Below are 12,859 nucleotides of genomic sequence, written 5' to 3'. Positions count from 1 at the left end.
ATTTTTGTCAATAGCCCGCTATTGACTGCCTATCTCGGACTCCAATCTGCTTCAACATAGGTCTCAATCTGTCTCGGAATAAATTTAAAACAGCTTCTAATATATTTTAATTTGTTTCTGTTTTCGTTTGCACTATCTTTGCAATAGGGAATGTCGAGGATTTTCAATCGAGAGTAGTCGGTATTTAGGGAAATTTTTGCGTGTCATTTATAATTTTGTAAGAAAGAGAGATAATATAGAAATCGATGAATAAGATTGTAGCGAAAGAATATTTTTCGGAAAAAGTTGTAAAGTTTGTCGTAGAAGCCCCTCTGATTGCGAAGGCTCGTAAAGCAGGTCATTTTGTTATCGTGAGAGTCGGCGAGAAGGGCGAGCGTATTCCGCTTACGATTGCTGCTGCCGATGTCAAGGCCGGGACAATCACTTTGGTCGTACAGGCGGTAGGAAAGTCTTCTTCGAAATTGTGTGCTCTTAATCCCGGGGATTATATTACAGATGTAGTAGGTCCGTTGGGCAGGGCGACTCATATCGAAAAATTCGGTACGGTAGTTTGTTGTGGCGGTGGTGTCGGTTGTGCTCCCTTATTGCCGATTGTTGCGGCGATGAAGGAAGCCGGTAATCGGGTGATTACGGTGTTGGCCGCTCGCACGAAAGAGCTGATTATTCTTGAAAAACAAATGCGGGAATATTCAGATGAAGTAATAATTATGACCGATGATGGTTCGTATGGTAATAAGGGTCTTGTAACACAAGGTGTAGAGGCTGTCATCAATCGGGAGAAGGTAGACCTGTGTGTGACCATAGGGCCGGCGGTGATGATGAAGTTTGTTTCTCTATTGACTCGAAAGTACGATATACCCACGGTTGCATCTCTGAATACGATTATGGTAGATGGAACCGGTATGTGTGGAGCATGTCGGATTACGGTGGACGGAAAAATTCGTTTCGTATGTATAGACGGGCCGGAGTTTGATGCCCATCAAGTGGATTTTGACGAAATGCTTATGCGATTGTCTTCCTATAAAGATTTGGAATCGAAGTAACAAGTTTTGTTATATTTATGAATAAAGAAGAATTATCGGCGCAACGTGCCGAAAAATGGAGAGAAGAGCTGCGTAAAAGTAGAAAGGCTAAGGAACGTACCGATATACCTCGGGTGAAAATGAAAGAGCTCGATCCTGCTTACCGCATAACTAATCGGGAAGAGGTGAATTGTGGGCTTACACGTGAACAAGCCGTTTTGGAGGCTACTCGTTGCCTCGATTGCGTAGAGCCTCTTTGTATGACTGGTTGTCCGGTTGGGATCAATATACCAAAATTTATTAAAAATATAGAACGGGGTGATTTTTTGTCGGCGGCTCGTACATTGAAAGAAACGAGTGCTTTGCCTGCGGTGTGTGGGCGGGTATGTCCACAGGAGCGTCAATGTGAATCGAAATGCTTTTATACTCAAAGATTGAAAAAAGAACCGATCGCTATCGGTTATTTGGAGCGTTTTGCTGCCGATTATGAACACGCTTCGGGAGAGGTCGCTCTCCCTGCCATGAAGCCATGTAACGGAGTGAAAATAGCCGTAGTCGGTTCGGGCCCTTGTGGACTTTCTTTTGCGGGAGATATGGCTAAATGGGGATATAGAGTTACTGTGTTCGAGGCTTTGCATGAGATAGGAGGTGTTCTAAAATACGGTATACCCGAGTTCAGATTGCCCAACGAGGTTGTCGACGTTGAAATAGAGAACCTTCGTCGTATGGGAGTCGAGTTTATGACCGATTGCATTGTCGGGAAGACGCTCTCGTATGACGACCTTCATGAGATGGGATTTAAGGGTATCATGGTTGCCAGCGGAGCCGGCTTGCCGAGATTCATGAATATCCCGGGCGAGAATTTGAATGGGGTGATGTCGAGTAATGAATATCTGACACGAGTGAATTTGATGGATGCCGCTAATCCCGATTCCGATACTCCGGTGTGGAGAGGCCGTAGAGTGGCGGTTATCGGAGGAGGTAATACGGCAATGGATTCAGTTCGGACGGCTCGTCGACTGGGAGCGGAGAAGGTTATGATAATCTATCGTCGCTCAGAGGACGAGATGCCGGCTCGTAAAGAAGAAATACATCATGCCAAACAGGAGGGTGTGGAATTTTTGACATTGTATAATCCTGTCGAGTATATAGGGGACGAACGGGGAAGAGTTTGTCAAATGCGACTTCAAAAGATGGAGTTGGGAGAGCCGGATGCTTCTGGTCGGCGTTCTCCTGTCCCTGTTCCGGGAGCTATCGAGACTATCGATATCGACGAGGTGATCGTCAGTGTGGGAGTTTCTCCTAATCCGTTGGTCCCTAATTCCATAGAGGGTCTTGAAGTAACTCCGAAAGGGACGATTGTCGTCAATGCCGACACATTGCAGTCTTCAATCCCTGATATTTATGCAGGAGGAGATATTGTGAGGGGTGGCGCTACGGTTATTCTTGCTATGGGAGACGGTCGGCGTGCTGCGGCTGCTATGCACAAGGCTTTGCAGGAGTAATAAATAAGTTTATACTAAAAGAAAAGGGCTGCATTGCAGCCCTTTTCTTTTTAATATATCTAATGCCGATCAGCTGGCTTCCCAGCCCAGAGCACTGGCTCCCAATACGGCGGCATCGCTCTCTTTCAATTCCGAAAGTACCAGTTTTACTTTTCCTTTGTAAATAGCAAGCAGATTTTTTTCCATAGCTTCGCGGATAGGACGCATGATCAGTTCGCCCGACTTTGCTAATCCTCCGAACAGGACAATCATCTTGGGGCTTGAAAATGCGATGAAATCGGCGAATGCTTCTCCTAAGATTGTACCGGTATACTCGAAAATCTCTTGAGATAGTTTGTCGCCTGACACGGCCGCATCGTAAACGTCTTTCGAAGTGATCTCTTGAATAGGAAGCTGCCGTAAAGTGGATTCGTCGTTGCGAAGTTCGAGGAATTCCCGAGCCGTACGTGCAACACCTGTGGCGGAGGTATAGGCTTCGAGACAACCCGTTCTGCCGCAACCGCAGAGGCGGCCATTTCCACGGCGTACGATTACGTGCCCGAGTTCTCCGGCAAATCCATCGTGCCCATAGACCATTTGTCCGTTAATGACGATACCGCTACCTACACCCGTACCGAGGGTAATCATGATGAAATCTTTTACACCGCGGGCAGCTCCATAGGTCATTTCACCGATAGCAGCGGCATTAGCGTCGTTGGTGATAGTTACCGGAATATTGAATTTTTCCCGTACCATTTGGGCTAAGGGGATTACGCCTTTCCACGGGAGGTTAGGTGCAAATTCGATTGTTCCGTTAAAATAGTTCCCGTTAGGAGCTCCTATACCTATACCGGCAATTTGATCGGTTACGTTTTCTTGCGCCAAAAGACGAGATAGTTCTTCGTGCAGTGCATTTACGTAATCTGTTATTTCGGTATATTTCTGAGTCTTGATAGAACCTGTGGCTAAGATAGAACCGCGGGCATCAACAATTCCGAATACTGTATTGGTACCACCTATATCAATACCTACAACATATGGCTTACTCATGGTTTTGTGTGTATAAAATTATTATTTTAGTTAATTTCACGATACAAATATAGCGAAAGATGATTGGTGGGACAAAATGAACAACAAGTTTTTTTATTTTGTCTTGTCCAAATCGAGACCTATATTTGATAAAGTCAAATATACGGATAAATTTTCGATGGGGGCTGCTTTTTTTATTCTAAAAGTTTTTAATAAATGAAATATCCTTTTTGATGGTCGATGTCGTTTGAGCGAGTCATTGGTCGTTTGGTTTTGTCAATTTGTAAGTTGGAGATTATAGGGTGTTGAATTGTAATGTCGAGATAACAAAATCGAACTTTTTGTTTTGCGGTTAAAAAAAAGTATCTATATTTGCAGCCACAAAACGGCACGATATTGCACAAACTGTGCAATATTGTGCTTAAAAGTATAAATTATGAGTTATAACTTATTAAAGGGAAAAAGAGGTATTATTTTCGGAGCCCTTAATGAAATGTCCATTGCATGGAAAGTAGCTGAAAAAGCTGTGGAGGAAGGTGCAACGATCACTCTTTCCAATACGCCTATGGCAGTGCGTATGGGGGAGGTAAATACATTAGGTGAAAAATTAAATGCTGAGATTATTCCGGCAGATGCAACCAGCGTGGAGGATCTTGAAAATGTTTTCAAGCGCTCTATGGAGGTCTTGGGGGGTAAGATAGATTTTGTGTTGCATTCTATCGGAATGTCTCCGAATGTAAGAAAAAAGCGTCCTTATGATGATTTGGACTACGATATGTTATCCAAGACATTGGATATTTCGGCTGTTTCGTTTCATAAAATGATACAGGTGGCTAAAAAGATGGATGCCATTAACGAGTACGGCTCTATTTTGGCTTTGTCTTATGTCGCGGCTCAGCGAACCTTATTCGGCTATAACGACATGGCGGATGCGAAGGCTTTGTTAGAGTCTATCGCCCGTAGTTTTGGATATATTTATGGTAGGGAGAAAAATGTTCGAATCAATACTATATCTCAGTCTCCTACCATGACGACTGCCGGTAGCGGGGTGAAAGGAATGGAATCGTTGATGGATTTTGCGAATCGTATGTCTCCTCTCGGTAATGCCAATGCCGACGAGTGTGCCGATTATTGTATCGTAATGTTTTCCGATTTAACTCGTAAAGTGACTATGCAAAACTTGTATCACGACGGAGGATTTTCGAGTATGGGTATGAGTTTGCGGGCGATGACTCAATATAATAAGAGTTTCGATGAATATCGAAATGAGAATGGTGAGATTTGTTATGGATAAGTTTGGTAATTTGATTTAGATAGAACTGCTCCCGACTGTTGATCGACAGAAACAGCCGGGGGCGATTTTTAATCGTTTATGTCGGTCCTTTCTCCATATACGTGGTCATAGAATTTTTTGTAGTTTTTCCATTCTGGGTCGTTTTCCCACAAGAAACGGTATGTTTCCGGGTCGGATTCGGTTAGTGGTGTCCCTAAGTCGTCCGATTCGTTTAAATGCCGTTGTCGGATTTTTTTGTTCATCTCGGAAATTGAATCGTCCTTTTTTAATGCATTTTTGGAACGTATGAGAATGTTACGTATTTCTCTTTCCGAGAAGTTTAGTCCCGGAATGAATATTCGGAGCATATTTCTCAATTCCCCATAGATTTGATTCCATGCGGAAGACGATACGCCGTTACTCGCCAAATCGGCCAAATACTCTTCGGCATCGGTTTTTCGAGCATTCCACGAATTGCCTCTCAATTTCCATTCGGAGGGCATAGACCGATAGACTTTCATTAAAAATTCGTCTTTGAAATAAGAGTCGCCGAAAAGAGCATCAAGGCCTTGATGCCCTATCGCTTCGTGCAATAGGACTCTCTGCAATCTCGTGTAGGAAGGAATATTGTCGAGAACGATACCTATATTACCGTTGTGCATATAATATCCGCCTATTTTACCTCCTTGTTTTTTTAGAGATCGGACGGAGACCGGTAGGTCGGACTCATGTTCATAAACAATAACGTTATCGAGCCCCATACGTTCGGCTAAATCTTTGGTTAGTCTGTATTTTCCACGTGTAGACATTTTTTGCCATACTTTATCTTTGGTCTGGTCCGGTATAATTGGGGCGAACGGATCGGGTTCGTTTATCTCTCTTTTTATTTTGCCGGTATTTTTATATTCTCCTACGGAGAAGAAATGAATCATGTCGGGCTCGATATCGGGTACATTTATTGTATTTTTTCCATTGGGCGAAAGTACTTCGGCGATTTTGTTTTCCGGGTTGTAGTCGAGGACTTCCCATGCAAATCCATGTTGGTCTACAAGGGCTGTGGTGGTTTGCTTGTTTCTCCGCATATTTCTCTTTTTCAGATTGATGGCTCGTCCCGTACCCCCAACGGCAGCTCCGCCCAAACTACCCGATACCATACCGGTAGTAGCGTTTTGTAGGATCGATTCGAGAGTCGGATATTGTCCCGGTTCGTTGTAAATCGTTTTAGCCATATCGTGAGCGACCGAATTGAGAGCTTCGGCGGTCCCTCCTGTTACTGCATCGTTAAAGGTTCCTGCTATAAGAGCCGATTTATCGGTCTTTGACAGTTTACTCATTATTTTACTTATTTCAGTCTGTGCTGTTTGATTTTTAAGAATCGTCTTTTTGAAATATTCCGATGCTTTCTTTTTGGCTCCCGATTTTAGATTTTTAAGGTATCGGCTTTGTAAGATTGTGTCAAACAGGAGATCGGCTCCCATACAAATAGCTACGAATCCGGTACGTTGTCCGTCGGTTAAACGTTGTCCTGTTTCTTGTTCGAAATTATCCAGTTCCATTTGTGCTTGTGCGTGGCTTTCGGCAACGGAAGAGGCAACATTAGCAATACCAGCAGCGATACCTGCCGGAGCGAAGGCGGCTCCGGCGGCAACCGGTATCCCCACTCTCCCTATATTAGCTATGATTTCACCAATAGTTGCCCAGCCTTCGGTTTCGGGAAAAGAGTTATTCGCCATGCGAGCTTCTTCCATGAGTTTTTTCCCTTCGTTTCCCCATCGGGCTGTCTCGGAGAGCTGTCTGCTTATTTCGTTTGGAGAAATATTCTCATTCCTTAATCGACGATATTCTTCGAGTCCTTTTAATTCAAGACGAGGACGATCGGAGGTACTGTGTTCGGTTTCATTTTGTAAAGAGTCTTCCTTATTTTGTAGTTGGGACTCGGTGCTTCTTTGATATTCGGGAAGTCGCTCCAATGCTTTTTGGGCGGCTTCGGACATTTCACTATCAGATAGTTTGTCTTGTATGTATCCTCGGGAATATTTTAGATCGTTCCAAATACGTTCGCCCGCTAGATTTATTCCTTCGGTTAAAGACTTTAATTTGCGAGGTGTTTCGATCGGGATTTCCGGTTCGGGGTTTATCGGGTAGTCGGGTTTTAGGGGTATTGGTGTTTCTTGTTTAGGAATAGAGGGGAATGGTACAACCGAATTTTCTCCCGGTAACGGAGCTATGAAAGCGGGTGATTCTTCGTTCTCTCCATTTTCTTTTTTTCGATACCATTCTTGTAGATAGGGATTGATTAAATCCCAACCATATATACCATTACCTTCTTGTAGTAAATCGGGGTTTAAGGTGCTCATATTTTTATTGGAAATTTTTTAATGAATATTATTATCTAAATATTTAGCAAGCAGGCCGGCTTGTTGTAAAGGGTATCCGATGGATACCAATAGATTGAATATGTGATGTTTGCGCTCGAACTCATTACGTCCCATACGAAAGGCTTGCAATAAAATTTTTTCGCTCAAAGGAGGGCAAGGGTGTTTCGGTTTGTTACGGTCAGAGATAAACGTTAACCATGAGAGATAGTTAAGGAACCTCTTTTCTTTTTCAGGATATGTTTTCGGAATTAAAACATCTGTAACCTGCTGTACCTCTGTATTATCCGGCTGATGTAACAAGTTTAACAGCTCTTTCAGCATTTCTACCTGTTCGTATGCTTTGCCTCTGGCAAGTCTTTTTGGTGATTGAGCTTGATAGGCTTCCAAAAAACTTTTCCCTTCATTTATATAGTCTGCTAATGTTTTAGTCGGTTGCGAATTTTCTGTTGTAAAAATTGTATCCATGATCTTAAAATTGTGTATTTGGGTTGAACAGATTTTGTAGAGGATTGAAGGAGGGAAATGTTTTACCGAGTATATTGTTCATATAATCCGATTTCAACGGACGGTAAAAATCTTCCAAAGCACTACGGGCCGACAAATAATTTTGAAGCGTATTTTCTTTCCATGTCGCCGCTTGACTTGCTATTTGGCTGACGGCATTGCCGTATGCTTGGTTTTGAGATTTTTGGACAGTGACGACGGTCTCGGGTGTAGCTCCGGTAATGGTTGCCTTATTTTTTAGATTTCGGGTTGTTTCCGACATCTGTTCGCGTAGATTACCAAGTAACCCCCTCACGTCGGATCGATCGAGAATGTTACTGTAATAGTTCCTATTGAAGAGACTATCTAGTTGTGATAGTTTTTGTTCATAGCGTTTTTGATTTGTTTGAATGGTTTGTTGAGACTGTTTTTTATTCTTTTGTGAAAACAAATAGTTCCCTAACAGGGGAAGTGCCGTTAAAAATAAGTTTAGCATTTTAGTAAGTTTTTAGTTCGTTCGATTGTATCTACTGCAAATATCTATGAGAAAGAGGGGGAAATTGTGGCAGGATCGAAAAACATACGGGAGGGGAAAATAAAAAGGCATCCGATGAAAATCGGATGCCTGTAAAATATTCAGATCAAGTTATTTTAGAATAGTAGAGAGGTCAGATGCAATCCTCGTTTTTTACCCATGTACCTGTTTTGTCGATAACTCCCCAAAGCGTATCCATTTTGACTTCGGCGAATCCTTTTGAGAAAGAATCAGCTTCGTCATATAGGAACGGTAGAAATTCTTGCCCCGCTTTATCTATAAAACCCCATTTCCCATTTTGCTTTACCGCTGCGACATCTTCTTTGAAATTCCAAGCATAATCATATTGCAAAGGTATGAGTAAATGTCCAGTTTTATCTATAAAGCCCCATTTCTCATCGACTCTGACAGCTGCCAATGACTCGTTGAAACACCAAGAATCGTCGTATCGAGGGGGAATGACAACTTTCCCCGAACAATCTACATAACCCCATTTATCATTTAGTTTTACCGGAGCCAGCCCTTCGTGAAAATCGTCGATGTGTTCATAAATAATAGGAACGATTTCTTTGCCTTCTTGATTGATATATCCATATCGGTTGTTTCGTTCTACCATGGCTAATCCATTATGAAAGGAACTGGCCCAGTCGTAGTCGAGTTTGATGACTATTAATCCGTGTCGGTCGATGTATCCATATTTATGATCAACTTTCACTGCCGCTATTCCTTCGTGAAAAGAATATGCTGCATCGAATTGCGGGGCGATAAATATCTTTTGAGTTTTTTTCTCTCGATACCCATATTTCCCAGATTCGTCTTTGAAAGATTCGAGATCGGGAAAACCTCCTAATGAATTGAATTTGGAACTATTTTTCATAAGTAATATGGTAAAGATAAAAAGGAAACAAGAACAAATATATTTTTTTTAATTGTAACTTCCAAGAAATATTCCCAAAATGTTTGAATGTAAAAAGGAGGGTTTCATACCGATCGATACTGTTTTTTGAGGACTAAAAAACAAAAATTAGAGAAAAAGATTTGGCAGTTTATGCAAACCAACTTACCTTTAACCAGTCTAAAAATGTTAACTTAATTATATAATTGCTATGACAAATGCATTATTCTGGCTTGTGCCTATTTCTTCGGTATTAGCATTACTCTTTGCTTGGTATTTTTATAAGCAGTTGATGAAAACGGACGAGGGAACGCCTCAAATGAAAAAAATAGCTCTTTATGTTCGCAGAGGAGCTATGTCTTACTTACGTCAGCAATACAAGGTCGTGGGTTTGGTGTTTTTAGTTCTGGTGATATTGTTTTCTATCATGGCGTTCGGTTTTGGAGTCCAGAACAAATGGGTTCCGGTGGCGTTTCTCACGGGCGGTTTTTTCTCCGGCTTATCGGGGTATTTGGGAATGAAGACAGCCACTTACGCATCTGCTCGAACGGCTAATGCTGCCCGTACTTCATTAAATCGTGGACTGCGAATCGCTTTCCGCAGCGGGGCTGTTATGGGACTTGTCGTTGTAGGGTTAGGTCTTCTCGATATATCGTTTTGGTATCTTCTGTTGAATGCAGTGATTCCGGCAGAAGCTATGAATCCAGCCCATAAACTTTGTGTAATAACGACTACGATGCTTACCTTCGGAATGGGAGCATCTACACAGGCTTTGTTTGCCCGTGTGGGAGGAGGTATTTATACAAAAGCTGCCGATGTGGGAGCCGATCTTGTCGGTAAGGTCGAAGCGGGGATTCCAGAAGATGACCCTCGCAACCCAGCAACGATAGCCGATAATGTGGGTGACAATGTAGGAGACGTGGCCGGTATGGGGGCCGACTTGTATGAATCGTATTGCGGTTCGATATTAGCGACATCGGCTTTGGGAGCTGCGGCCTTTATGGGAGCCGGCGAAACCGACATGCAGATGAAAGCCGTAATCGCTCCTATGTTGATTGCGGCAGTGGGTATATTGCTTTCTATTATCGGGATATTTTCGGTTCGTACACGGGAAGATGCAAAGATGAAAGATTTGTTGAAATCTCTCTCCTTCGGTACAAACCTCAGTTCTGTACTTATCGTATTCGCTACTTTTGGAATTTTATGGGCTTTACAGTTAGAAAACTGGGCATTTATCGGCGGTTCGGTAATCGTGGGATTGTTAGTGGGGATTGTTATAGGTCGCAGTACGGAATATTATACCTCTCAATCCTATCGTCCGACACAGCGTTTGTCGGAGAGCGGGAAAACGGGCCCTGCAACAGTCATAATTTCGGGTATCGGGTTGGGTATGATTTCAACTGCCGTTCCTGTGATTGCTGTTGTCGCTGGTATTATCCTTTCCTATTTGTTTGCATCCGGGTTCGATTTATCGAATGTCACTCTCGGTTTATATGGTATAGGTATTGCTGCGGTGGGAATGCTTTCGACATTGGGAATCACGTTGGCAACCGATGCTTATGGTCCTATTGCCGATAATGCGGGAGGAAATGCTGAGATGAGCGGTTTGGGCGAGGAGGTGCGAAAAAGAACCGATGCCCTCGATTCTTTGGGAAATACAACGGCGGCTACCGGAAAGGGATTTGCTATCGGTTCTGCTGCACTTACCGGTCTCGCTTTGCTGGCTTCTTATATGGAAGAGATTCGTATCGGGTTGACTCGTATCGGAGAGACGGTGCTCGAATTTGCCGATGGTACATCGGTCTTGATTAGTGAGGCGACATTTACCGATTTTATGCGGTATTATGATATTACGCTGATGAATCCGAAAGTTTTGTCGGGTATGTTCATCGGTTCGATGATGGCATTTCTTTTCTGCGGATTGACGATGAATGCTGTGGGACGCGCTGCTGCACACATGGTGGAAGAGGTGCGTCGCCAGTTCAGGGAGATAAAAGGTATTCTTACCGGAGAATCTGAACCTGATTATGAACGTTGTGTAGCCATTTCTACTCAGGGAGCGCAACGGGAAATGGTATTCCCTTCGTTATTGGCGATTGTCGCTCCTATTGCTACGGGATTGATATTCGGTGTATCGGGTGTTGTCGGGTTACTTATCGGTGGTCTTAGCGCAGGATTTGTTTTGGCTATCTTTATGGCGAATGCCGGAGGGGCTTGGGATAATGCCAAGAAGTATGTCGAAGAGGGTAATTTCGGAGGAAAGCACAGTGAAGTACATAAAGCGACGGTTGTTGGAGATACGGTGGGCGACCCGTTCAAAGACACGTCTGGTCCGAGTTTGAACATATTGATTAAACTAATGAGCATGGTCGCTATTGTGATGGCGGGATTGACGGTCGCTTGGAGCCTTTTGTAGTAAAGATTGATTTATAGAGTATAGAAAAGAGTCGCTCCGAAAATCCGGAGCGACTCTTTTCTATGTCTGTTCGAGATGGTTTAGAAGTGGGGAAAGGGTATCGAAGTTCCCTTTTGAATGGATATTTTCGAGTAGGGCGATACTGCTGCCCAAGTTGCCATATCTTCCAACGTTGCCGGATAATTTTCCCGGCCTTGCAGAGCTTCACCCAAGACCCTTAGCATGATGTAGTCCATGCCTTGATGATGCCCGTCATAGCGAAGAGCTTCCGATTCCCATTGCTGCCAGAACCGATGTTTGTATTGCTTGATGTATTTATCTTCGGGTTCCCATTCCTCGAAAGGACTTAACCCATCGATGTAAATGGCATTTTTCTCGGCATTCCAAATTCCGTTGGTTCCTTGAACTTCGTAGTTGAGAGAACGGGGACGTGGGAGAGTGGTATCGTGCAATAAGTTTATTTGAGCCCCGGAATCGGTTTGGAGTATCGAAGTGACGACATCGCCCATTCGGAATGTGTGTTGGTGTATATCGGTATATTTCATTCCGTTTCGCTTGGCCATACAAGCGTGGAGTCCTAATCCCGGTTTTGTGGAGAAAGACGTGATGCTTTTTATATAGTCTGTATGATTGATATCAAGGAACATGCACAAGGGGGCTAATCCGTGGGTCGGATATAAATCGCCGTTTTCGGTTTCGTAATATTTCGATCTCCACTCTGATTCAGACCCATTCTGTACACCGAAGTTTCCGGTTTGATCTATGAGTATATGGGTGAGGTCATGTCGGTATCCTCCTTGAAGAAAGACCAAGCGACCGAATATCCCGGCATGTATCATGTTGTTTATAGCCAGAATATCGTTTCTGAATAGTGTGTTTTCAAGAGGAAAGACCTGCTTTTTATTCTGTCGGCTTTCATGGATAATATCGGGGTACTCGTCTATATCCAATGCTCCTTTCACTTCTATTGCGACGTGGCATCCAGATTTTAATGCCTCGATGGTTTGTTCTTTGTGGAGATGCCACGGGGAAGCTATGATGACGAGGTCTATCGTGTTTTCATTTAGCATTCGTCGATAATCGTCAGTCCCAGAATTGTAAATTTTAGGAATCTTTTCTCCCGCGAATAGTTGCGATATAATTTCTGATAGGTTGGGAGATATATCGCTGACAGCGATAATATCGAATAGATTTATTTTTTGCAAAAGGGTTATTAAGTACCGTCCCCGGTAGCCGGCTCCAATAATGGCTGTGCGTATGTTTTTCATTGCAGAAATTTTATAATTAAAGAAAAACTCTACAAATATAGCGAAAGGCAAGTGCAAAGGCAAACGGAAATTTCAT

10 protein-coding genes are annotated in these 12,859 nt (G+C 43.2%); 4 read left to right on the top strand and 6 right to left on the bottom strand.

Annotation, left to right across the window (positions count from 1 at the left end; all coding sequences use genetic code 11):
* Positions 1-245 precede the first annotated feature (245 nt).
* Both QVD32_RS07945 and gltA read left to right on the top strand, forming a co-directional pair.
* On the top strand, positions 246-1,043 hold the full coding sequence (locus tag QVD32_RS07945; protein ID WP_118687424.1) for a sulfide/dihydroorotate dehydrogenase-like FAD/NAD-binding protein: 798 nt from the start codon (positions 246-248) through the stop codon (positions 1,041-1,043).
* Positions 1,044-1,060: 17 nt separating this feature from the next.
* A complete protein-coding gene (gene gltA / locus QVD32_RS07940; RefSeq protein WP_118687425.1) occupies positions 1,061-2,527 on the top strand; it encodes an NADPH-dependent glutamate synthase in 1,467 nt (488 codons plus the stop codon).
* Positions 2,528-2,596: 69 nt separating this feature from the next.
* Here gltA and QVD32_RS07935 read toward each other — a convergent pair whose 3' ends face one another.
* A complete protein-coding gene (locus tag QVD32_RS07935) occupies positions 2,597-3,556 on the bottom strand; it encodes an ROK family protein (RefSeq protein ID WP_008860945.1) in 960 nt (319 codons plus the stop codon).
* Positions 3,557-3,971: 415 nt separating this feature from the next.
* Between QVD32_RS07935 and QVD32_RS07930 the strand changes: the two genes are divergently transcribed.
* Positions 3,972-4,829 carry an enoyl-ACP reductase FabI gene (locus QVD32_RS07930; protein ID WP_021892069.1) on the top strand — a complete coding sequence of 286 codons (858 nt, stop codon included), beginning with the start codon at positions 3,972-3,974 and terminating at the stop codon, positions 4,827-4,829.
* A 68-nt stretch (positions 4,830-4,897) separates the two neighbouring features.
* Here QVD32_RS07930 and QVD32_RS07925 read toward each other — a convergent pair whose 3' ends face one another.
* The 4 genes from QVD32_RS07925 to QVD32_RS07910 form a co-directional block, all read right to left on the bottom strand.
* Positions 4,898-7,165: a hypothetical protein gene (locus QVD32_RS07925; protein ID WP_021892070.1), complete on the bottom strand. Its 2,268-nt coding sequence runs from the start codon at positions 7,163-7,165 to the stop codon at positions 4,898-4,900.
* 18 nt (positions 7,166-7,183) lie between these two features.
* Positions 7,184-7,651 carry a hypothetical protein gene (locus QVD32_RS07920; RefSeq protein ID WP_008860942.1) on the bottom strand — a complete coding sequence of 156 codons (468 nt, stop codon included), beginning with the start codon at positions 7,649-7,651 and terminating at the stop codon, positions 7,184-7,186.
* A gap of 4 nt (positions 7,652-7,655) precedes the next feature.
* Positions 7,656-8,165, bottom strand: a complete 510-nt coding sequence (locus QVD32_RS07915) for a hypothetical protein (protein WP_021892071.1) — start codon at positions 8,163-8,165, stop codon at positions 7,656-7,658.
* A gap of 172 nt (positions 8,166-8,337) precedes the next feature.
* Positions 8,338-9,081 carry a WG repeat-containing protein gene (locus tag QVD32_RS07910; RefSeq protein WP_008860940.1) on the bottom strand — a complete coding sequence of 248 codons (744 nt, stop codon included), beginning with the start codon at positions 9,079-9,081 and terminating at the stop codon, positions 8,338-8,340.
* A gap of 229 nt (positions 9,082-9,310) precedes the next feature.
* Between QVD32_RS07910 and QVD32_RS07905 the strand changes: the two genes are divergently transcribed.
* Positions 9,311-11,515: a sodium-translocating pyrophosphatase gene (locus QVD32_RS07905; RefSeq protein ID WP_021892072.1), complete on the top strand. Its 2,205-nt coding sequence runs from the start codon at positions 9,311-9,313 to the stop codon at positions 11,513-11,515.
* 80 nt (positions 11,516-11,595) lie between these two features.
* Here QVD32_RS07905 and QVD32_RS07900 read toward each other — a convergent pair whose 3' ends face one another.
* Positions 11,596-12,783, bottom strand: a complete 1,188-nt coding sequence (locus tag QVD32_RS07900; RefSeq protein WP_118687426.1) for a Gfo/Idh/MocA family protein — start codon at positions 12,781-12,783, stop codon at positions 11,596-11,598.
* Between the last annotated feature and the right edge of the window lie 76 nt (positions 12,784-12,859).

This window comes from Barnesiella sp., from assembly GCF_022723415.1.
GTDB classification, from domain to species: Bacteria; Bacteroidota; Bacteroidia; order Bacteroidales; family Barnesiellaceae; genus Barnesiella; species Barnesiella intestinihominis.
This window is presented reverse-complemented; position numbering and strand designations above follow the sequence as displayed.